Origin of the sequence: Streptomyces sp. NPDC051133 (genome assembly GCF_040682635.1) — a bacterium.
In the GTDB taxonomy this organism is placed as follows: domain Bacteria; phylum Actinomycetota; class Actinomycetes; order Streptomycetales; family Streptomycetaceae; genus Streptomyces.
The window spans coordinates 117,677-137,213 of record NZ_JBFBBK010000001.1 but is presented as its reverse complement, the minus strand read 5'-3'; the positions used below and the strand labels follow the sequence as shown (position 1 = coordinate 137,213).

The window sequence follows — 19,537 nt, the reverse complement described above, 5'->3', positions numbered from 1 at the left end:
CCCACCGCCGTCACAGAACGGCGATCGGGTTCACCGGGGAGCCGGTCGCCGCCGGCAGCCGCAGGGGGGCGACCACGCACAGGAACCGCCAGCGTCCCTGCTGTTCGCACGCGTCCGCCAGCCCCTCCAGGTCCAGGTAGTCCAGCAGGTGCAGCCCCATGGCGTTGACCGCCAGCACGTGCACGGGGAACGCGACCTCGGCGACCGCGCTCGGGGCGGCGTCGCTGTTGCCGTCCGAGCCCAGGACGGACACCTGCCGCTCGGCCGGGAAGCGCATGGCCGTCGGATGCAGCCCGGCTCGGGCGTTCGCCACGTCCCAGGGCCCGAGGGTCCGCCTGCGCAGACGGTGTCCCACGCGCACGAACAGCAGGTCGCCCGGTCCGACCGTGGTCTCCTGGGCGGTCTCGGCCGCGCGGAGGTCCTCGGCGCTCACCTGGTCGCCGGGGTCCAGCCACGGCACCCCGCGCAGGCGCGGGACGTCCAGGAGGACTCCACGGCCGACGATGCCGTCGCGCACCAGGTCGAGGTTGAGCGCCTCGGCGCCGTCCCGGGTCACGGTGCTCGCCGGGACGCCGCCGTACAGCTTCCCGTCGAAGATCACGTGGCAGAGCGCGTCGAGGTGGCTGTCGACGTCGCCGTGCACCTGCATGGCGAACCGGTCACGCGCGAAGTCCAGACCGTGCGTGGCGGTCTCCGGGTGCGTCGGTGCCGTCATCCGGTGGGACGCGGGCTCCGGGCCGTCCGGAGCGGGCCGGGTCTCGACGGGCGCGGCGAGCGACACGGTGCGCCCGCACCGGACCTCGGCGGCGGCGGCCACCACGCGCTCCGGCGTGAGCCGGTCCAGGGCGCCACGCCGCCGGTGGCCACCGTCCGGGTCCTCGTCCCGCAGCCGGCGGAACAGGTCACGGAAGGCGGCTTCGGACATGGTGTCCGGTGCCGAAGGGTGCGCGGGGGCGGGCCGCTGGTGCGAGGGCATCGAGAACTCCTCCTCCTGTGTCTCGGGCGGCGCGCGGAGCGGTCACGGCCGCGCGACCGGGAGGCGCCGGACCGCGTGCTCGCGCATCGGCCCGGCTCACCGGGACGGCGTCGGCGCCCCCGTCGCGCACCGGCCGGGCCGCGGCGGCCGCGGAGGCCCGCGGCTCGACGGTCACAAGAGAGCCGGTCATGATGTCCCGCACGTGCTGGGCCATGGGAGGAGCCCCTTCTCACCGGGCGACGGTCGTCCGCAGGCTCCCGGGTACCCCTCCCGCGGGACCATCCGTCCCTGTCAGGCCGGCGGGTCCCCGACGCCCGCCCGGTGCACCCGCCCCTCGGCGGACGGCACCGGGTCCGCCCGCCGTGCTTCCGCGGCGGCGGGGGCAGTGCTGGAGGCAGTGGTGAAGGCGGTGGTGATCAGGCCCAGGGCGAGCGTGTACGTCACCATGACGAGCGCGGCGCGCCCCGGGAAGTCGGCCCCCGCGGCTCCCAGCCCGACGAGCAGGTCCGAGCCGAGGAACACCAGCCCGCCCCAGGCCGCCCGGCGCCCCAGCACGCGCGCGGTCAGTGCCATGGTGACCAGGGCCGACGCGTAGACGGCCACCGCGGTGCCCAGGAATGGTCCGAGCGCGGGAGCGAGGGTGGCGACCGCGACGGCCCACACGGCGAGGTGGACGGCGCACAGCATCCGGCGCGAACGCAGGTACCGCAGGGCACCCGCGCGCAGGAACGCGGCCGTCCAGCACAGTTGGGCGCCCAGGAAGAACGCGATCCCGGCGGCGAAGGCCCCCGGCCCGGGCAGCATCAGCGCCACGTCCCCGGCGGCGGCGAGACCGAGGCCGGCGAGGACGGGACCGTGCCGTGTACCGGTCCGGCGCCACAGGTGTACGGCGAGCACGGGCGCCAGCAGGGGCTTGGCGACCCACTCCAGCGGGGGCGGGCCCGCCGCGACCCCGGCGATGTCGAGAGCGGCCAGCGCGGCGAAGACGACGATCAACGGGGGCATGTCACGCGTCCGCCCCGGGTGTCCAGCCGGGCGGCCCGAACAGGTACCCGGCACGGTCGCGCCAGCGCCGCGCCGCGCGGACGTCGCGCCAGGCGGCCGCGAACTCGTGGAAGGCCACCCGCACCGGGTTGTGGGTGCCGATGTTCTTCGTCAGGCCGTACACCACGCGCACGCCCTCCGGTTCGAAGGTGCCGAAGATCCGGTCCCAGACGATGAGGATGCCGCCGTAGTTGCGGTCCAGGTAGACGTTGTTCGAGCCGTGGTGGACGCGGTGGTGGGACGGCGTGTTGAAGAACCACTCCACGGGCCGCCACAGCCTGTCCACCCGCTCGGTGTGCAGGAAGAACTGGTAGACGAGGCTGAAGGCCTGCTGGAGCAGGATCATCCACGGCGGGACGCCGAGCAGGGCCAGCGGGAGCCAGAAGGGCAGGCCCGTCATCGGTGTCCAGCTCTGGCGCAGGGCGGTCGAGAGGTTGAAGCGGAGGCTGGAGTGGTGGACCACGTGGCTCGCCCACAGCACCCGTACCCGGTGGTGGGCGCGGTGGAAGGCGTAGTACGCCAGGTCGTCGCCGAAGAACAGCAGCACCCACGTCCACGCGGAGGAGGGCGACAGGTGCCAGGGGGCGACGGCGAAGAGGGCCGCGTACACCACGATCGTCGCCGCCTTCCACGGCACCGCGACGACCTGGCTGCCGGCCCCCATGGACATGCTGGTGACGGTGTCCCGCAGCTCGTAGCCGCGCTCGTCGTCGTCCGGGAGGAAGCGGTAGGACAGTGCCTCGACGACGACCAGCAGCACGAACGCCGGTATCGCGTAGACCACGGCGGGGATCATGTCAGCGCACCGCCTTCCGCGGCGTCGCGGGCACGCTGCGGGAGAGCAGCTCGCGCGCCAGCCGTTCGGCCGCCTCGGACTCGCGTGCCGCGATGTGGGCCGCCAGCCGCTGATGTGCCTCGACGTCGAGGAGTTCCGCGGTCCGCAGGTCGCCCGGCACGTCGGCGACCGGAACCGTGCCGCCCACCAGGCTGTTGAAGGCCAGCAGATAGGCGACGTTCCCGGAGCCCCGCACGATCAGCCGCCACCAGGCTACGTCCGCGTCGGCCAGCTCGGTCAGGTCGGGCCCGCTGCGCGCGTACCGGCCCGCGGCCTCGACGATCTCCCCGGCAGCGGCCCCGGAGCAGCGGAGCGCGCACAGCCGGGCCGCGTCGGCGCCGATGCACGCCCGCATCTCCAGGGCGTCGCGGGCGAGGTCCGCCACCGAGGGCCCGGCGTCGGCCGCCGCGATGCCCATGGCGAGGTCGAGGCCGGCGGTGTGCCGCCAGTCCAGGACGAGCGTGCGGCCGCCGTGGCTGACCTCGACCAGCCGCGCCTGCTGGAGCCGCTTGACGGCCTCACGGACGGCATGCCGGTTCACCCCGAACTCGGCCGCCAGGTCCCGTTCGGCCGTCAGCGCGGCACCGGGCGGCAGTTCACCGCCGAGGATCCTGTCGCGCAGCAGGGCGAAGAGCTGGTCGGAGACCGCCTCGCGCCGGATGAGTCGCTGGTTCATGGCGAACAGAGTGGGCGCGCCGGGCCGACTGGTCAACTGGTTGGACCAGTATTTCCGCACGGGATCCCGTGGCCGTACGAGGCGAGTACCGGCCGGTCCGCCGGTCCGCCGGTCCGCCGCCGCCGAGGGCACGCCGGACTGCCCTGGTACGCGATCCTGTGCCTGCCCCTCCTCTTCGCCGCCGGCATGAGCCTGTTCGACACCCTCGACGGCACCTTCATGAACTTCGCCTACCAGTGGGCGTTCTCCAACCCGGTCCGCAAGGTCTTCTACAACCTCACCCTCACCGGCCTGTCCATCGCGGTGGCCTTCTTCGTCGGCACCGCTGTCCGCGTGTCCGCGACGGGCTGCTCGCGGAGAGGATGGAGTGAGGTCGGGCACGGCCGGAACCCCTGGTGCAAGGAGCAGTCACGTGACCAGTCGCGTCACCTTCGTCTCGCCCGCGACGAGCCCGTCGCTGCGGCAGGCCCGCTTCTACGACGGCGACTCGATCGACGAGATCGGCGCGGCGCGCGCCCGCGCGGCCGCCGGGCCGCTGAGCGCACCGGCGCGCGCGGTCGTGTCCCCCGGTGTGCGCTGCCGGGAGACGGCGGCCGCGCTCGGCCTCGACGGCGTGCCGGCGCCGGATCTGGCGGGCCTGGACGTGGGCCGCTGGCGGGGCCGCACGCTGGAGGAGGTGGGGGCGGCGGAGCCGGAGGCGGTGGGCCGCTGGCTCGCCGACCCCGGCTGGGCGGCACACGGCGGCGAGTCGGTGCGGGACGTGTGCGAGCGGGTCGGGCGCTGGCTCGCCACCGTGCAGGACACGGACGGGCGTACGGTCGCCGTGGTCGAGCCGGAGGTCGTACGGGCCGCGGTCGTGCATGTCCTGGGTCTGCCCCCGGCCTCCTTCTGGCGGCTCGACGTGGCGCCGTTGACGGCCACGGAACTCAGCGGCCGGGCCGGCCGGTGGAATCTGCGGCTGGGGCGGCCCCTGCCGCGGTCGGACACCGCCTCGGCGGACTGAGAGCGGGGCGGGGGCGGTTCAAGAGGCCGCGTCCCGGTGCCGGCGCAGCAGCGCGGCCGGCGCGCAGCGCGGACACCTGCCGCCCTCGCCGTCCGGCCCGTGGCAGTCCGCCGCGTCGTGGACGAGCGTCTCCAGCTCCTGGAGGAGCCGTTCGGTCCGCTTGGCCTGCTGGGCGAGCACCCGCACCCGGGCGCTCTGGCCGCCGATCTGCCGGCGGTCGGCGATCAGCTGCTCGTACTCCTCGGCGGTCAGGGCGAGCGCCTCACGGCCCGCGAGGGTGATGCGGCGGGGCTGGAGATGTCTGGCCACTCGGTCCTCCGCTCCTCGGCTCCTCGGCTCCTCGGCTCGCCGGGAGAATGCCGGAGGGCCCCCGGATGGTTCCGAAGGGCCCTCGGGTGTCCCGAAACCGTCAGTTCGAGGCGGGAACCGTCCGGCCGGACGGGGCCGTCGCCGGCTTGGGGTTGAGCTTCCGCTCCGCCAACTCACCGAAGAGCAGGCCGAATCCGCCCCACAGGGCGGACTGGATGGCCAGTGCGGACAGCCGGAACCGCCACAGCAGGGCGGCCGGGAAGTCCTTGGGCACCTCGTTGATGACGGGCAGGAACTCGTAGGCCAGGCCGATGACGACGGCGAAGGCGGCCACCGCGACGACCGTCGCCCACCAGTTGCCCAGGCCGGGCGCCAGGCGCTTGCCCAGGATGGTCGCTGCGACCGCGAGGAGGACGCTGAGCAGCATCATCAGGAAGTACAGGGTGGTCCGTTCGCCGATGGTGTCGGGTTCGCCGACCGACGGCGGATTGGCCGGGTACTTCAGGAACGGCACGACGTACACGGCGAGCAGCGCGCAGCCGGACAGCAGCAGCGCGGTCGCCCGCGGGCCGAACCGGCCGACCCTGCCGAGCGCGAAGCAGTACGCGAGCGCGGCGATGCCGCCGAAGGCGACCCCGTACACGAGGACGCCGGTGGCGAGGCCCGCCGTGGACTGCAGGGAGCGGGAGACGACCTCCATCTCGTGCTCGTGGGAGTGGGCGTCCTCGAAGGCGATCGCCTTGTCGACGCTCGGCTCACCGAGGAGATAGGCGACGACGAGGGCGAGCACGCCGGCGGCAAGGCCGGCGAGCATGCCCCGCACGAGGAGGTTTCTTACCGTTGCGGAGTTCATGGGCGCGCGGCGTCCCTCGCGTCAGTGGCAGGGGAAGCCGAGCAGGTGGCGGGCGTCGTGCACCCATTCGTGGACGTCCGTGCCGTTGAACACGGAGGTGGCGCCCTGCTCGGCGCCGACGAAGTAGAGCAGGACGAGCATCAGGACGCCGAAGAAGACCGCCCAGGGAGCAATCGCCTTCAGCGGCAGCTTGGCGGGGATGGCGGGAGTGGTGGGTGTCGGCTGAGCGACGGTCTGCGCCATGGCAGAACCTCCTCTGGGAGTTCGCGTCCCAACTCGGTGGTGCACAGGACGACGGCCACGGGTCTGACTCACAAGCCGCCCGAGGGGGCTTGCACACAGTGGCGCGACCGTGCCGGATTCCCACCGGCTTCCGTCTCGCCGTCGTCGATATCGGACAGACCGTACCGCGGCAGGCGGGCGCGGCCAAGGCCGCCTCCGCCTGCCGTGATCTTCGTCTCCGGCCGGGCCGCCTCAGGAACGCGCCGTGCGCCGCGGCGGGGTGAAGGCGTACAGGTCGAGGATGTCGGGCCGGGGAGCCACGCCCGGGCCGCCGGCACGCACCCAGGTGACGATGTCCTCGGTCGCGTCCGGATCGTTGACGAGTCCGAGCCAGACCGGCCGCGCACCGGCGGCCCGGCCGGCGGCGGACGGCTGGACGACGATGACGTTGGCCTGGTCGCACACGTCGAGGCACTCCGAGATGCGCACCGGCACCTCCGCCCGCAGCCGCGCGGTCTGCGCCGCGTGGTCGACGCCGGGCAGCTTGGGACTTCCGCAGCAGCAGTCCCGGCACACGACGACCCGGCTCGGCGCCGGTCCGGCGTCCTTCGCGGGCATGCCCGATGTCTGCTCCGTGGGCCTCTCGGGCACGGCGCCGCTCCCCTCTTTCCGGGGAGATCCGCCCCGGTGTCGCGCGAGGAGGCGACCGCGTGAGTCTCCTGGCTCCCGGGTCCGCTCTCGCCCCGCCCTCCCCCACCCGGTGCCGGGCGGTGGCCTGCTGAACGCGCTCACCGGTCACAGTGGCGGGACCGCGCCGGATTCTCACCGGCTTCCTCGGACCGCCGTCGCCTGATGTCGCCGGTCATCATCTCATCCGGCGGGGTGGGCCCGGATCGGCCGGAGGAGGGAGGCGTCGCCGTGGCGGAGTTCGGCGGTCGCCTCGCCGGGGGCGGGGCCGGGTGCCGTGACGGTGCGCGGGTGCGCGACGAGGCCGGCGCCAAGTGTGGCCGATTGGCTGCTGGTCGGCGGTGCGGGGCCGGCCGTGGGACGAGTCCCGGGGGCGATTGACGTCGCCCGCGGTGCGCGATTCCCTGATTTCTGCGAGCCGCACGTGGCCGGTCCGGTCGGACGAAAAGGTCCGGGCCGGGCGCGGGCCTTGGTGAAGGGCAGGTGGTGCAGTCATGTCGGTTCTCACCATCGACGTCGGAACCTCGGTCATCAAATCCGTGGTGTTCGACGACCGGGGCAAGGAGTTGGCGGTCTCCCGCGTCGGCACCGAGGTGCTGCGCCCCCGTCCCGGATGGGCGGAGCAGGACATGGACGCGGTGTGGAACGGGGTCGTCCGCACCGTGCGCGGCGTCCTGGACCGGCTCGGTGCCCACGACCCCGTGTGGCTGATGAGCTTCACGGCCCAGGGCGACGGCTGCTGGCTCGTGGACGGTGACGGCCGTCCCACCGGCCCGGCGGTCCTGTGGTCCGACGGGCGGGCCGGCGACCTGCTCACCCGCTGGGAGGCCGACGGCGTCCTGGAGCGGGCGTTCCGCCGCAACGGCTCGCTCACCTGCAGCGGCATGCCCAACGCGGTGCTCAGCTGGCTCGCCGGGCACGACCCGGAGCGGCTGCGGCGCTCCCGTACCGCGCTGACGGCGGCCGGCTGGCTGTTCCTGAAGCTCACCGGGGTCACCGCCGTCGACGAGTCCGACGCCTCGGCGCCCTTCCTCGACCACGCCACCGGCGCCTACGACCCGGAGATCCTCGACCTCTTCGCGATGAGGTGGGCCGAGCCGCTGCTGCCGCGCATCCTCGGCGAACACGAGCGCATCGCCGACATCACCCGGCACGCCGCCGCCGAACTCGGCCTGCCCGCCGGGCTGCCCGTCGTCATGGCCCCCTACGACATCGCCGCCACCGCCCGCGGCGCCGGGGCCGTCGCTCCCGGGCAGGCGTGCGCCATCCTCGGCACCACCCTGTGCACCGAGATCGTCACCCGGGAACCGGACACCGGCGGCGAGCCGTGCGGCATCAACATCGCCTACCGCGGCCGCGATCGCGTCCTGCGCGCCTTCCCCACCCTCTCCGGCACCGAGGTCCTCGACTGGGCCTGCCGCACCCTGTCCGTCGAGGACCCCGCCGCCCTCGGCAGGCTCGCCTTCGGCACCGAACCGGGCGCGGGGGGAGTGGCGTTCCTGCCGTACCTCTCGCCCGCCGGGGAGCGCGCCCCGTTCCTCGACCCGCACGCCCGGGGTGTCTTCTGGGGCCTGTCCCTCGACCACACCCCCGCCCATGTCGCCCGCGCCGTCTTCGAGGGGCTGTCCCTGGTCGTCCGCGACTGTCTGGCGGCGTCCCGGACCGACGTGCACGAACTGCGCCTGTGCGGGGGCGGCTCCGCCAGCGACGCCTGGTGCCGGCTGATCGCCGACGTCACCGGTGTGCCGACGGCCCGCAGCGCCGACACCGAGCTGGGCGCCAAGGGCGCGTTCCTCACCGGTCTCGTCCTCACCGGCGCGGAGAGCGGTATGCGCGGCGCCGCCGAACGGTACGTCCGGATGCGCTCCGGCTGGGAGCCGGACGCCGAACGGGCCGCGTTCTACGACGGCCTCTACGACACGTACCTCACCTGGCGCGACACCGCCCGCTCCCTGGGCTGGTCCCCCGCACCCGCTTCCGCCCCCGTTCCCGACCCCGGGTCCGCGTCCGCGGCGCCGCCCGCCGCCCCCGCCGCCGTACCGGCCGCCGCCGACGCCCCTGCCCCGCAGGCCTAGCATGTCTGACGCGCTGTCACCCGACGCCGTCCACCTCGGACTCGATCTCGGCACCCAGAGCGCCCGCGCGGTCGCGGTCGACGGCACCGGCCGGCTGCTGGGCGCCGCCTCCCGTCCGCTCACCGGCACGCGCGACGGAGTCCGCCACGAGCAGGACCCCGGGCAGTGGTGGCCGGCGCTCGCCGCCGCCTGCCGCGAGGCGCTGACCGGGATCGACCCGCGCCGGGTGCGGGGCCTGGCCGTGGACGCCACCTCCGGGACCGTGCTCCTGGCCGACGCGGCGGGCGCCCCCCTCACCCCGGGGCTGATGTACGACGACCGGCGGGCCGACGCGTACACCGCCCGCGTCAACACGTGCGGCGCGGGCGTGTGGGAGAAGCTCGGCTATCGCGCCATGCAGCCGTCCTGGGCGCTGCCCAAACTGCTGTGGCTGCTGGACGACCCGACCGGGCCGGGCCGCCGGGGCCTGCCCGCGGGCGCCCGTCTGCTGCACCAGGCCGACCTGGTCACCTGGCGGCTGACCGGGCGCCAGGTCGCGAGCGACGCCAGTCACGCCCTGAAGACGGGCTACGACCTGATCGCCGAGCGGTGGCCCGAGGCCGAACTCGACGCGCTCGGCGTGCCGGGGCCGCTGCTGCCCGACGTCGTCCCGCCCGGAACCGTCCTCGGCACGGTGTGCGCGGGGGCCGCCGCGGCGACCGGCGTCCCCGCCGGCACGCCGGTCACGGCGGGCATGACCGACGGCTGCGCGGCGCAGATCGGCGCCGGGGCGCTCACACCCGGCTCCTGGAACTCGGTACTGGGCACCACCCTGGTGCTCAAGGGGGCGAGCCCGCACCTCGTCCGCGATCCCGGCGGCGTGGTCTACTGCCACCGCGGTCCCGACCGTACCTGGCTGCCCGGGGGCGCCTCCAGCAGCGGCGCCGGTGTCCTCGCCCGCCGCTTCCCCGGCGCGAGCCCCGCCGCCCTCGACGCGCTGACCGCGCGGGCCGCCGCGACCGGCTCCACCGCCGTCGTCTATCCGCTGGCCGGCTCGGGCGGCGAGCGCTTCCCGTTCCGGGCCCCCGACGCCGGACCCTTCGTCCTCGGCGAACCCGCGGGCAGGGCCGAGGAGTTCCATGCCTGCCTGCTCGGCGTGGCGCTGGTCGAACGGCTCTGCCTCGACTACCTCGACCACCTCGGCGCCCCCGTCGACGGCCCGCTCACGTTCACCGGCGGCGGCTCCCGCAACCGCTACTGGTCGCAGCTGCGCGCCGACGTGCTCGGCCGCGCCGCCCGGCTGCCGGAGCAGGCCGAGAGCGCCCTCGGCATGGCGGTGCTCGCCGCCACCGCCTCGGGTGCCACGCTGGCGGAGGCAGCCGGCGCCATGGTGCGGGTACGGGAGGAACTCCGTCCCGACCCCGCCCGTACCGCCCGTCTGCTCCCCGTCTACCTCGACTTCGTCGACGCGCTGGTGCGCCGCGGGCTGCTGACGCCGGCCGTGGCCGGCCACGCGCGCGGAAGGGCCGTCCCGTGACCGACTTCGTGCTCGTACGCCACGGGGAGACCGTCTGGCACGCGGAGAACCGCTACGCGGGCCGCACCGACGTGCCGCTGACCGAGCTCGGCCTCCGACAGGCCGCCGAGCTGGGCGGGTGGGCCGCCGGGCAGCGGCTGGACGCCGTGCTCTGCTCACCGCTGTCCCGGGCCCGGCGCACCGCCGGGCCCGCGGCGGTCGCGCTCGGCCTCACACCCCGGGTCGACGAGCGCCTGTACGAGGTGGACTTCGGCCGCGGCGACGGTCTCACCCGCGCCGAGATGGCCGAGGCCTTCCCCGAGGCGCTCGCCGCCTTCCTCGCCGACCCGGTCGCCCACCACCTGCCGGGCGGAGAGCATCCCGCGGCGGCGGCCGGCCGCGCGGTCGACTGCCTGCGGGAGACCGCGCGGGGACTCCCCGACGGGCGCGTGCTCGTCGTGGCCCACTCCACCCTGCTGCGCCTGGTGCTGTGCGAACTGCTCGGCATTCCCCTCGCACGCTACCGGCAGGTCTTCCCCGCCCTGCACAACGGCGCCCTGACCGAACTGCGGCTGCGGGACGGCCGGGCGTCCCTGCTCCGCCTCAACGCACCCGTTCGCTGATCCACCGCTCACCGGGAGAGCCACCGTGCCCACCACCGCCCTCGCCGCCGGCGACCACTTCGTCCTGCCCGCGCTGCTCGCGGAGGAGCTGCGCGCCGCGACGCCCGCCGGCCTCGACCTGGACGTCCGGCAGCTCCGACTGCCCTGGCCGCACACCCCGTTCGGCAAGGTCGCCGAGGTCGACGAGGCCTCGGGGACCGAGGAGGAGATGATCGAGGCGCTGCGCGGCGTGCGGATCTGCGTCACGCAGATGGCCCCGCTCACCGAACGGGTGCTGGCCGCCTGCCCCGATCTGGAGCTGTTCTGCGTCAGCCGGGGCGGCCCCGTCAACGCCGACCTGGAGGCCGCGACCCGGCACGGCGTCGCCGTCTGCTACGCCCCGGGCCGCAACGCCGTCGCCACCGCCGAGCACACCCTCGCCCTGATCCTCGCCGCCGCCCGCGGGATCGGTGACGTCCACACCGACCTCAGAGCGGGCACCTGGCGCGGTGACACGTACGACTACACGCGCTGCGGCGTCGAGATCGACGGCTCGGTCGTGGGCCTGGTCGGCTTCGGCGCCATCGGCTCGCGCGTCGCCCGCGTCCTGGACGCCATGGGGGCCACGGTCCTCGTCCACGACCCGTACGTGCGCCCCGAGGCGGTGCGGGGCGTCGCGCGGCTCGTGTCCCTGGAGGAACTGCTCGGCCGCTCCCGGATCGTGTCGCTGCACGCCCGTGTGACGGACGAGACCCGGGGGATGATCGGGCGGGCGCAGATCGAGGCCATGCCGCGCGGCTCCGTCCTCGTCAACTGCGCGCGCGGCGCCCTGGCCGACTACGAGGCGGTGTGCGACGCGCTGGACTCGGGCCGGCTCGCGGCCGCGGGCTTCGACGTGTTCCCCGTCGAGCCGGTACCGGCCGGCTCGCGCCTGCTGCGCACCCCGGGCGTCGTCCTCACCCCGCACATCGCCGGCGCGAGCCGCGAGGTCGCCCACAAGGCGGCCCGGATCGTCGCGGCCGAGGCGGGCCGCTTCCTGCGCGGCGAGCCACTGGCGCACTGCGCCAACCCGGAGGTGTCGGGCGGCTGAGCCGGCCCCGCCGCCGGCACCCCCGCCTGTGCCGGCCGGGCCGCGGCGAGCCGGCCCTGTCCCGCGGGACGAGCCCACCTCGGGCGCGTCGAGGTGCGCGGCCGGGCGCGTTCCACGCCGGCGTGTAACGTGCGGCGCTGTGGGCGGGGCGCCCGGCACCTGCCGGGCCCGGTGCGCGAGCGGATCGTCTTCGGACCGCCCCGCCCGAGTGCCGGCCGGCGCACGGGGGTTGACCCTCGACCTTGTCGAGGGCACAGGGTTCCGGGTGTGGAGAGCGAGATGCGGAGCATCGGGGAGATGGCCCGGGACAGCGGACTGAGCGTGAGCGCGCTCCGGTTCTACGACCGAGCCGGTGTGCTGGTTCCCGCCTGGGTGGACCCGGTCAGCGGCTACCGCTGGTACGGGCCGGGGCAGTTGGAGGAGGCCCGGCTGCTGGCGCGACTGCGCCGGGCCGGCATGCCCCTGGCGGACATCCGGCTGGTACTGGCCGGATGGGCCGGTGCGGACACGGACCTGGTCCGGGGGCTCCTCCAGGCGCACCTGCGCCGTCTCGAACGGGGCCTGTCCGATGCCCGCGGCGAGTTCTCCACGCTCCGAGCCCTACTCGACCACCGGGAGAACCCGATGACATCGCCGCGCACCACCACCGCCCGGATTTCCCTGTCCGCACCGGAGTTGGCCGCCGCGTTGGACGCGGTACGTTTCGCGGCCGGCACGAACCCGGAACTGCCGATGCTCGGCGGGATCCTGTTCGACATCGAGGGCGAGGACCTGACCGTGGTGGCCACCGACCGGTACCGGATGGCCGTCGCACGGGCCGCCGCCACCGGGCAGGACGGGTCCCGTGTGCAGGCCGTCGTGCCGCTGCCCCTCGCCGACGCGATGCGGGCGCTGCTGCAGGGGGAGGAACCGGTGCGGCTCACCGTGGAGGGTGACCGCGTCCGTCTGGAGTCCGGCGACCGTCAGGCGGCCGGCCAGTGCCTCGACCACGACTTCCCCGACTACCGCCGCCTGGTCCGGCTGCCGGAGGGCCGCCGTGTCCTCGTCGCCGCGGCGGCCCTCCGGGAGGCGCTGCAGGCCGGCCCGGTCCGCGCGAGCGAGGTGCGCGAGCAGGAGGGGGAGTTCTACGACGTCAGCGTGGTGCGGATCGAGGACGGCGGCACGGTGACCGTCCGCGAGGACGGTGACGACGACCCGGACGACGTCGGCGTCAACCGCGCGTTCCTGCTGGAGGCGCTCGCGGCCGGAGCCCGGGACGAACTGGTCCTGGAACTGGGCGCTCCCACGGCACCGCTCGCGATCCGCCGGCCCGACGACGAGGGCGCCTTCTCGATCCTGATGCCGGTCCGCCTGGAGAACTAGGGGGTTTCGTTTGGATCAGGTCGGATCAGGCCGCGGCGTCCGGTGCGGTGCATCGCAAGGCGGAGGATCACCCGCGTACTGGGCGTACCCGGGTGGTCCGACAACGCGGCGAGGTGCCGTGCCGGGCGTCGCGGACCCGGGCTGATCCAAACGAAGCCCCCTAGCCTCCGCGCGGGCCCGGTCGGCCGTCGTCCCGGGCGGCCCGTCTCAGCCCGGCGTCGGCGTCAGGGCACCTCGCACCGTACGAGCGCCTTCGCGAAGGGCTCGCCGCTGCGCCGGGCGTACGTCATCCGCTCGCGGACCTCACTCAGGGTGCGGGGGCGGTACCCGGGGCCGCCGCAGCAGCTCTTGTGGAAACGGACGCCCGCGTGCAGCAGGACGGACAGCGTCCGCCAGGCCGCGGTGTCCCGGCGGCGGGGCGGGGCGAACGCGGAACCCACGTGGATCAGCGGCTGCGCGCAGCGGGGGCAGACCCGCTGCCTGTCCCTGTCGTAGGGCTGCTTGTAGGAGGCCCGGCAGGGCAGGCAGACGTAGGAGGTCTTCGCGTGGGCCATGCCGCCAGGGTAGGCGACGCGCTCGGAGGAAGTCTCCGCGATTTCCGACGGCGAGCCCCGCGTCGGAGGGGGCGAGGTGGCCGGCGGGAGCGGCCCGGGAGCGCGTGTGGCGCCGGTGGTGGCGGTCAGGGGAGTCGGGCCTGGACACCCGGCCGGAACTTCGGGACGCGGACCGTGATCTTCGTGCCCGCTCCGACGCCCGTCTCGATGACGAGGCCGTGGTCGTCGCCGTAGACCTGGCGGAGCCGGCGGTCCACGTTGCGCAGGCCGATGCCGGTGGACGGGCCGGCCGTGCCGCGCAGGATGGCGCGCAGGCGGTCCGGTTCCATGCCGATGCCGTTGTCCTCGACGACGACCCGGGCCTCGGTGCCCTCGTCCTCGGCGATGATGGTGACGCTGCTGCGCTCCACGGACTCCTCCAGGCCGTGTTTGAGGGCGTTCTCGACCAGGGGCTGCAGACAGAGGAACGGCAGCGTCACGGGCAGCACCTCGGGGGCGATGCGCAGGGTGACCCGGAGGCGCCGGCCGAAGCGGGCGCGGGCGAGTTCCAGGTACTGCTCGATGGAGCGCAACTCCTCGGCGAGGGTCGTGAAGTCACCGTCGCGGCGGAACGAGTAGCGGGTGAAGTCGGCGAACTCCAGCAGGAGTTCCCGGGCGCGTTCGGGATCGGTGCGGACGAAGGAGGCGATGCTCGCCAGCGAGTTGTAGATGAAGTGCGGGGAGATCTGGGCGCGCAGGGCCCGGACCTCGGCCTCGTGGGCGCTGGAGCGGGCCCGGTCCAGACCGGCGAGGTCGAGTTCCAGGGAGAGACGGCGGGCCGCTTCCTCGGCCGCCCGGACGACGGCGGTGGATTCCTCGGCGGCGAGCACCACGAGGGAGCCGGTGGTGTCGCCGCCCGTGGTGAGAGGCGCCTGGACCGCCCAGCGGACCGGGCAGCGGGGGTCCGCACAGGACGGCAGCGGGAGGGTGCGGGTGCGCGGGGCGGCCGGGAGCCGTGCCGTGAGGTGGTCGGCGTGGTGGTCGGCGGGGCCGTCCCAGGCGAGGACGGAGCCGCCGTCGGTGAGGGCGACGGCGGGGGTGCCGAGCAGGGGGCGCAGCCGGCGGGCCGTTCTGCGGGCCGTGTCGGGGGTCAGTCCGGCGCGCAGGGGCGCCGCGGCGAGCGCCGCGGTGTGCAGGATGTGGGAGGCGGCGCGTGCCCGGTCGGCGGGGGCCGCGTGCTCCCGCTGCCGGCGGGCCGCGCCGTGTCCCAGGGCGGCACCGAGGGCGAAGAGGGCGAGCCCGGCCAGGCCGAGGGCCGCGGTGACGAGAACGGTCATCGGCGATGCGGGCAGGGCTCGTCGCCGTGATGCGGACGCGGCACGTCGCCGGGAAGCGGACGCGACACGTCGACGGGGAGCGGGCGGGGCTCGTCGCCGGGGAGCGGGCGCGACACGTCGCCGGGGAGCGGGCGCGACACGTCGCCGGGAAGCGGGCGCGGCACGTCGCCGTGAAGCGGACGCGGCACGTCGCCGGGAAGCGGGGGCGGCTCGTTCGGGTGACGGGCTTGCACGGGGCTGCTCCTCGGTGGGGGCGGTCAGGGGGTCGGGGTCGAGGGGGTCGGCTCGGGCAGGTGCAGGCGGGCCATCGTGGCCGCCGTGCCCGCGGGGACGCGGTCGTGGGTGGCCAGGGAGGTCAGGACCATGGCCGCGAAGCCGACGGGTACGGACCACACCGCGGGCCAGGCCAGCAGGGTGTGCAGCCAGCCCGTGCGGGCGCCGCCGGCGATGGTCACCGTCACCGCGGTGAGCGCCGAGCCGCCCCCGAGGAGGAGTCCGGCGATCGCGCCCGGCGGGGTCAGGCCGCGCCACCAGATGCCGAGGACGAGCAGCGGGCAGAAGGAGGAGGCCGAGACGGCGAAGGCCAGGCCGACCGCGTCGGCCACCGGAAGATCGCTGACCACGGCGGCCGCGGCGGTCGGCACCGCGATCGCGGTCAGGGTGGCGAGCCGGAAGTGGCGGACGCCGAGTCTGGGCAGCACGTCCTGGGCGAGAACTCCCGCCACGGACAGGGTGAGTCCGCAGGCCGTGGAGAGGAACGCCGCGCAGGCGCCGCCGGCGACGAGGGCGCCGAGCAGGTCGCCGACGACCCCGCCCACCAGCCGCTGGGGCAGGACGAGGACCGCCGCGTCGGTGTCGCCGGTGAGGAGCAGATCGGGCGCGTACAGCCGGCCCAGCATGCCGTACAGGGGCATCAGCAGGTAGAACGCGCCGAGCAGTCGGAGCACGATGACGGTGGTGCGGCGGGCGGCGCGGCCGTCGGGGTTGGTGTAGAAGCGGACGACGACGTGCGGCAGGCCCATCGTGCCGAGGAAGGTGGCGAGGATCAGCCCGTAGGTGGCGTACAGGCTGTGCTGTTCGCGGTCGGACGACAGCGGCCGGCCCCAGCTGGAGGGGGCGGTGCGGTGCGGCGGCCGGTCCGTCAGGGGGACGCGCGCGCCGGACGGGAAGCGCAGGGTGGTGCCGGCGCCGATCCGGTGGCGGCCCTCGCCCAGCCGCAGCGGATCGCCGTGCAGCGGACGGCCGTCGACGGTTCCGGACGCGGTGACGCGGACCGGTTCGTGCACGGTGAGGGTGAGCGGCCGGTCCGCGCGCACCTCGGTGTCGCGGTGGAAGACGGGCCGTTCGTCCCAGGCGGGCGACGGCAGGCCGTCGGCGCGCCAGGCGAACAGCAGGAACGCCACCGGCACCAGCAGCGCGGTGAGTTTCAGCCAGTACTGGAACGCCTGGACGAAGGTGATGCTGCGCATCCCGCCGGCGGCCACGGCCACGGTCACCACGGCCGCGACGACCAGACCGCCGAGCCAGCCGGGCACACCGGTCAGCAGGCGCAGGGTGAGTCCCGCGCCGCGCAGCTGGGGCAGCAGATACAGCCAGCCGATGCCGACGACGAGGACGCCGGCGACCCGGCGGACCGCCCGGGAGCGGAGCCGGGCCTCGGCGAAGTCGGGCAGGGTGTAGGCGCCGGAGCGGCGCAGCGGGGCGGCGACGAAGGCGAGCAACACCAGGAACCCGGCGGTGTAGCCGATCGGGAACCACAGCATGTCGACGCCCTGGGCGAGGACGAGTCCGGCGACGCCGAGGAAGGAGGCCGCGGACAGGTACTCGCCGCTGACCGCGAAGGCGTTGAGCCGCGGCGCGACGGTGCGCGAGGCGACGTAGAAGTCGGAGGTGGTGCGGGAGATGCGCAGGCCCAGCGCGCCGACGAGGACCGTGGCGAGGACGACCGCCGTCACCCCCGCGATGCCGTACGTCCGGTTCACCGGATGGCCCCGGCGGGTGATCGGCGCATGGTCAGGGGCGCTCTGCGGGGGTGGGGGCGAGGGGGTCGGTCTCGTTGCGCTCGGCGCGGCGGACGTACCAGGCGCCGATGGCGAGCAGGGCCGGGTACGGCGCCACGCCCAGCAGGAGCCAGACGGCGAGGGGGACGCGGGGGGCGCCGTCGGCGAGCGGCAGGATCCGCAGGAGTACGGGGAGCAGGCCGAGCAGGGCGGCGAGCAGGGCGGTCGCGGTGAGGGCGGCGCGGAGTTGACGCCGTATCAACATGCCGATGTGAAAGGGAAGTTCGGCGTCCGTCGGCCGGTCGTGGCGGGGCGCGGGCCGGTCGCCGCCCGGGGTGTGCGGGCGTCCGGTGACCACCTCTCTGCGAGGGACGGACTCCGCATCCATGCGCACTCCCCGACGCCGCGGTGATCACCTGTGTGCGGGGAGTGTACGCAGCGGACCGCCGGGGAGACAGCCGACGGACGTAAATCGGCACACGTCCGTCACCTGCGGGCCGTACCGGCGCCCGGACGGGACCGGCCCGCCGCGTGCCGGGCCAGCAGGTCCCGCAGTTCCCGGGCGTTGCGCCGGCTCACGGCGAGGACGCGGTCGCCGATACGGACCGTCAGATTGCCGCCGTCCAGGCGGAGTTCGTCGATGCGGCCGAGGGCGACGAGCCGGCTGCGGTGGATGCGCACGAAACCGCGTGGGCGCCACTGTTCCTCCAGGGCGGACAGCGGGATCCGCACCAGGTGGCTGCCGTGCCGGGTGTGCAGTCGCGCGTAGTCGCCCTGCGCCTCCACGTAGGCGATCTCGGCGATGGGCACGAGGCGGGTCACGCCGCCGAGTTCGACGGGGACGTGCTCCGCGAGGGCGGTGGCCGGACCGGCGGGCGCCGGCGTGGCGGGGGCGGCGGGCCGGGGCCCCTGGCCGGCCCGGACCAGTTCGGCGACCCGTCGTACGGCCTCGGCGAAGCGCTCCTCACGCAGGGGCTTGAGCAGGTAGTCGACGGCCTTCAGGTCGAAGGCGCGGACCGCGAAGTCCTCGTGGGCGGTGACGAAGACGATCAGCGGAGGGGCGGCGAACCCGCCGAGCAGCCGGGCGAGTTCGAGGCCGCCCAGCCCGGGCATGTCGATGTCGAGGAAGACGACGTCGACGGCCTCCGTGCCGTCCGGGCCCTCCTCCATGGCCCGGCTGAGCCGGCGCAGCGCCCCGGTGGCCGTCGCCGCGGGGGTGACGCCGCCGACCCGGGGGTCCTTCCCCAGCAGGTACAGCAGCTCTGCGAGCGCGGGTTCCTCGTCGTCCACCGCCAGCACCCGCAACGGGGCGTCGGTCGCGCTCATGTCCGGCAGCTCCTTTCGCCCCGCCCCGCCCGCCGGGAACGGGATTCGCTCTGGACCGCTCACCCGGTCATGGTGGTCCACCGGGCCGCCGCCGTCGAGATCGCCGCCCGCGGAGCCGGCCGGCTCAGTGCGCCGGGTGGTCGTCCGGGCCCTGCGGTTCGAGGTGGGAGGCGAGGACCGCCGCCTGGACGCGGCGCTGCACGCCCAGCTTGGCCAGCAGGCGGGAGATGTGGTTCTTCACCGTCTTCTCCGACAGGTACAGCCTCTTGCCGATCTCTCGGTTGGTGAGGCCGTCGCCGATCAGCGCGAGGATGTCCCGCTCGCGGGGCGACAGGCTCGCCAGCTCCGGCGGCAGCGGGGGGTGCTCCGCGTGGTCGGTCCGCAGGGAGCGCATCAGGCGGGCCGTGGTCGCCGGGTCCAGCATCGACTGCCCGGAGGCGACGGTGCGCACGGCCGACACCAGGTCGGATCCCCTGATCTGCTTCAGGACGTAACCGGAGGCCCCGGCCATGATCGCGTCCAGCAGGGCGTCCTCGTCGTCGAAGGAGGTCAGCATCAGGCACGCCAGTTCCGGCATCCGGTCGCGCAGTTCCCGGCAGACAGAGATGCCGTCGCCGTCGGGCAGGCGGACGTCGAGCACGGCGACGTGCGGGCGCAGGGCGGGCCCGCGGGCGAGGGCGTGTTCCGCGGTGTCCGCGTCACCGACCACGGAGATGTCCGGTTCGGAGTCCAGCAGGTCGGCCAGGCCCCGTCGTACGACCTCGTGGTCGTCCAGCAGGAACACGCGGATCGGGTCCTGCTCCGTGAAGGTGCGTGTCTCGGGCATGCCGGCCTCTTCCTCCCCGGGGACGGACTGCGGGCCGTCCGTGAGGCCGATCATGTCCGGTCGGTGCCGTGCGCACTAGGGCCGACCGGCCCACTGCCTCCATGGTCGCCGGGCGCGCGGCCGAACCGCACGTCCGCCCGCCCCATCCCCACCCCCTCGCCCCCGCCCTCGCGCACGGGCGGTGCGCCGCCCCGTCCCTGGGACCGTCCCGCACCGGCGGCACGGTCCCAGGGACGGGGGCCGGTCGGTCCCGCCCAGGGACCTGCGGCCCCTGACCCCGGGCCCG

20 protein-coding genes, 1 pseudogene and 2 riboswitches are annotated in these 19,537 nt (G+C 75.1%); of the genes and pseudogenes, 7 read left to right on the top strand and 14 right to left on the bottom strand.

Annotated features, from left to right (window positions below; all coding sequences use genetic code 11):
- Positions 1–10: 10 nt before the first annotated feature.
- The 4 genes from AB0N17_RS00680 to AB0N17_RS00665 form a co-directional block, all read right to left on the bottom strand.
- Complete coding sequence (locus AB0N17_RS00680) at positions 11–976, bottom strand: cyclase family protein (protein WP_366008859.1); 966 nt, start codon at positions 974–976, stop codon at positions 11–13.
- A 291-nt stretch (positions 977–1,267) separates the two neighbouring features.
- Positions 1,268–1,981: a lysoplasmalogenase family protein gene (locus AB0N17_RS00675; RefSeq protein ID WP_366008858.1), complete on the bottom strand. Its 714-nt coding sequence runs from the start codon at positions 1,979–1,981 to the stop codon at positions 1,268–1,270.
- Between the two features lies 1 nt (position 1,982).
- Positions 1,983–2,816: a sterol desaturase family protein gene (locus AB0N17_RS00670; protein WP_366008857.1), complete on the bottom strand. Its 834-nt coding sequence runs from the start codon at positions 2,814–2,816 to the stop codon at positions 1,983–1,985.
- Position 2,817: 1 nt separating this feature from the next.
- A complete protein-coding gene (locus AB0N17_RS00665) occupies positions 2,818–3,531 on the bottom strand; it encodes a GntR family transcriptional regulator (RefSeq protein ID WP_366008856.1) in 714 nt (237 codons plus the stop codon).
- Positions 3,532–3,663: 132 nt separating this feature from the next.
- Here AB0N17_RS00665 and AB0N17_RS00660 point away from each other — a divergent pair.
- A pseudogene (locus AB0N17_RS00660) lies at positions 3,664–3,864 on the top strand (HoxN/HupN/NixA family nickel/cobalt transporter); the annotation flags it as partial.
- Positions 3,865–3,943: 79 nt separating this feature from the next.
- On the top strand, positions 3,944–4,534 hold the full coding sequence (locus AB0N17_RS00655) for a histidine phosphatase family protein (protein ID WP_366008855.1): 591 nt from the start codon (positions 3,944–3,946) through the stop codon (positions 4,532–4,534).
- 18 nt (positions 4,535–4,552) lie between these two features.
- Here AB0N17_RS00655 and AB0N17_RS00650 read toward each other — a convergent pair whose 3' ends face one another.
- The 4 genes from AB0N17_RS00650 to AB0N17_RS00635 all read right to left on the bottom strand — a co-directional run bounded on the left by AB0N17_RS00650 (position 4,553) and on the right by AB0N17_RS00635 (position 6,536).
- Positions 4,553–4,843: a hypothetical protein gene (locus AB0N17_RS00650; protein WP_366008854.1), complete on the bottom strand. Its 291-nt coding sequence runs from the start codon at positions 4,841–4,843 to the stop codon at positions 4,553–4,555.
- 100 nt (positions 4,844–4,943) lie between these two features.
- Complete coding sequence (locus AB0N17_RS00645) at positions 4,944–5,696, bottom strand: CbtA family protein (RefSeq protein WP_366008853.1); 753 nt, start codon at positions 5,694–5,696, stop codon at positions 4,944–4,946.
- 21 nt (positions 5,697–5,717) lie between these two features.
- On the bottom strand, positions 5,718–5,939 hold the full coding sequence (locus tag AB0N17_RS00640) for a CbtB-domain containing protein (protein WP_366008852.1): 222 nt from the start codon (positions 5,937–5,939) through the stop codon (positions 5,718–5,720).
- Between the two features lie 36 nt (positions 5,940–5,975).
- A riboswitch (cobalamin riboswitch) is annotated at positions 5,976–6,117 on the bottom strand.
- Positions 6,118–6,170: 53 nt separating this feature from the next.
- Positions 6,171–6,536: a (2Fe-2S) ferredoxin domain-containing protein gene (locus AB0N17_RS00635; RefSeq protein WP_366008851.1), complete on the bottom strand. Its 366-nt coding sequence runs from the start codon at positions 6,534–6,536 to the stop codon at positions 6,171–6,173.
- 94 nt (positions 6,537–6,630) lie between these two features.
- Positions 6,631–6,754, bottom strand: a riboswitch (cobalamin riboswitch).
- 345 nt (positions 6,755–7,099) lie between these two features.
- Between AB0N17_RS00635 and AB0N17_RS00630 the strand changes: the two genes are divergently transcribed.
- From AB0N17_RS00630 to AB0N17_RS00610, 5 genes are all read left to right on the top strand, one after another.
- Entirely contained in the window at positions 7,100–8,680 is a 1,581-nt protein-coding gene (locus tag AB0N17_RS00630) for an FGGY-family carbohydrate kinase (RefSeq protein WP_366008850.1), read from the top strand.
- A 1-nt stretch (position 8,681) separates the two neighbouring features.
- Positions 8,682–10,196, top strand: coding sequence for an FGGY family carbohydrate kinase (locus AB0N17_RS00625; RefSeq protein WP_366008849.1), 1,515 nt, complete (start codon positions 8,682–8,684; stop codon positions 10,194–10,196).
- Positions 10,193–10,798 carry a histidine phosphatase family protein gene (locus AB0N17_RS00620; RefSeq protein ID WP_366008848.1) on the top strand — a complete coding sequence of 202 codons (606 nt, stop codon included), beginning with the start codon at positions 10,193–10,195 and terminating at the stop codon, positions 10,796–10,798. Before AB0N17_RS00625 ends, AB0N17_RS00620 begins: the two co-directional genes overlap by 4 nt.
- Before the next feature lie 25 nt (positions 10,799–10,823).
- The gene (locus AB0N17_RS00615) at positions 10,824–11,867 is read left to right on the top strand and encodes a 2-hydroxyacid dehydrogenase (protein ID WP_366008847.1); all 1,044 of its coding nucleotides are present in this window, start codon (positions 10,824–10,826) and stop codon (positions 11,865–11,867) included.
- Between the two features lie 279 nt (positions 11,868–12,146).
- Positions 12,147–13,229 (top strand): MerR family transcriptional regulator, encoded by a 1,083-nt coding sequence (locus AB0N17_RS00610; RefSeq protein WP_366008845.1) that lies wholly within the window; start codon positions 12,147–12,149, stop codon positions 13,227–13,229.
- 224 nt (positions 13,230–13,453) lie between these two features.
- Here AB0N17_RS00610 and AB0N17_RS00605 read toward each other — a convergent pair whose 3' ends face one another.
- From AB0N17_RS00605 to AB0N17_RS00580, 6 genes are all read right to left on the bottom strand, one after another.
- The gene (locus AB0N17_RS00605) at positions 13,454–13,783 is read right to left on the bottom strand and encodes a deoxyxylulose-5-phosphate synthase (protein WP_366008844.1); all 330 of its coding nucleotides are present in this window, start codon (positions 13,781–13,783) and stop codon (positions 13,454–13,456) included.
- Positions 13,784–13,908: 125 nt separating this feature from the next.
- Positions 13,909–15,099, bottom strand: a complete 1,191-nt coding sequence (locus AB0N17_RS00600; RefSeq protein WP_366008842.1) for a histidine kinase — start codon at positions 15,097–15,099, stop codon at positions 13,909–13,911.
- A gap of 257 nt (positions 15,100–15,356) precedes the next feature.
- A complete protein-coding gene (locus AB0N17_RS00595; RefSeq protein WP_366008841.1) occupies positions 15,357–17,081 on the bottom strand; it encodes a cation acetate symporter in 1,725 nt (574 codons plus the stop codon).
- 31 nt (positions 17,082–17,112) lie between these two features.
- Entirely contained in the window at positions 17,113–17,487 is a 375-nt protein-coding gene (locus AB0N17_RS00590) for a hypothetical protein (protein ID WP_366008840.1), read from the bottom strand.
- Positions 17,488–17,585: 98 nt separating this feature from the next.
- Positions 17,586–18,425: a LytTR family DNA-binding domain-containing protein gene (locus tag AB0N17_RS00585; protein WP_366008839.1), complete on the bottom strand. Its 840-nt coding sequence runs from the start codon at positions 18,423–18,425 to the stop codon at positions 17,586–17,588.
- Between the two features lie 124 nt (positions 18,426–18,549).
- Positions 18,550–19,251 (bottom strand): response regulator transcription factor, encoded by a 702-nt coding sequence (locus tag AB0N17_RS00580; RefSeq protein WP_366009141.1) that lies wholly within the window; start codon positions 19,249–19,251, stop codon positions 18,550–18,552.
- Between the last annotated feature and the right edge of the window lie 286 nt (positions 19,252–19,537).

What these genes read in the sequence shown, in the direction of transcription:
- AB0N17_RS00680 (WP_366008859.1), bottom strand. Translation starts at nt 976, where the DNA reads ATGCCCTCGCACCAGCGGCCCGCCCCCGCGCACCCTTCGGCACCGGAC.
- AB0N17_RS00675 (WP_366008858.1), bottom strand. Translation starts at nt 1,981, where the DNA reads ATGCCCCCGTTGATCGTCGTCTTCGCCGCGCTGGCCGCTCTCGACATC.
- AB0N17_RS00670 (WP_366008857.1), bottom strand. Translation starts at nt 2,816, where the DNA reads ATGATCCCCGCCGTGGTCTACGCGATACCGGCGTTCGTGCTGCTGGTC.
- AB0N17_RS00665 (WP_366008856.1), bottom strand. Translation starts at nt 3,531, where the DNA reads ATGAACCAGCGACTCATCCGGCGCGAGGCGGTCTCCGACCAGCTCTTC.
- AB0N17_RS00645 (WP_366008853.1), bottom strand. Translation starts at nt 5,696, where the DNA reads ATGAACTCCGCAACGGTAAGAAACCTCCTCGTGCGGGGCATGCTCGCC.
- AB0N17_RS00640 (WP_366008852.1), bottom strand. Translation starts at nt 5,939, where the DNA reads ATGGCGCAGACCGTCGCTCAGCCGACACCCACCACTCCCGCCATCCCC.
- AB0N17_RS00635 (WP_366008851.1), bottom strand. Translation starts at nt 6,536, where the DNA reads ATGCCCGCGAAGGACGCCGGACCGGCGCCGAGCCGGGTCGTCGTGTGC.
- AB0N17_RS00630 (WP_366008850.1), top strand. Translation starts at nt 7,100, where the DNA reads ATGTCGGTTCTCACCATCGACGTCGGAACCTCGGTCATCAAATCCGTG.
- AB0N17_RS00625 (WP_366008849.1), top strand. Translation starts at nt 8,682, where the DNA reads ATGTCTGACGCGCTGTCACCCGACGCCGTCCACCTCGGACTCGATCTC.
- AB0N17_RS00610 (WP_366008845.1), top strand. Translation starts at nt 12,147, where the DNA reads ATGCGGAGCATCGGGGAGATGGCCCGGGACAGCGGACTGAGCGTGAGC.
- AB0N17_RS00605 (WP_366008844.1), bottom strand. Translation starts at nt 13,783, where the DNA reads ATGGCCCACGCGAAGACCTCCTACGTCTGCCTGCCCTGCCGGGCCTCC.
- AB0N17_RS00600 (WP_366008842.1), bottom strand. Translation starts at nt 15,099, where the DNA reads ATGACCGTTCTCGTCACCGCGGCCCTCGGCCTGGCCGGGCTCGCCCTC.
- AB0N17_RS00590 (WP_366008840.1), bottom strand. Translation starts at nt 17,487, where the DNA reads ATGGATGCGGAGTCCGTCCCTCGCAGAGAGGTGGTCACCGGACGCCCG.
- AB0N17_RS00585 (WP_366008839.1), bottom strand. Translation starts at nt 18,425, where the DNA reads ATGAGCGCGACCGACGCCCCGTTGCGGGTGCTGGCGGTGGACGACGAG.
- AB0N17_RS00580 (WP_366009141.1), bottom strand. Translation starts at nt 19,251, where the DNA reads ATGCCCGAGACACGCACCTTCACGGAGCAGGACCCGATCCGCGTGTTC.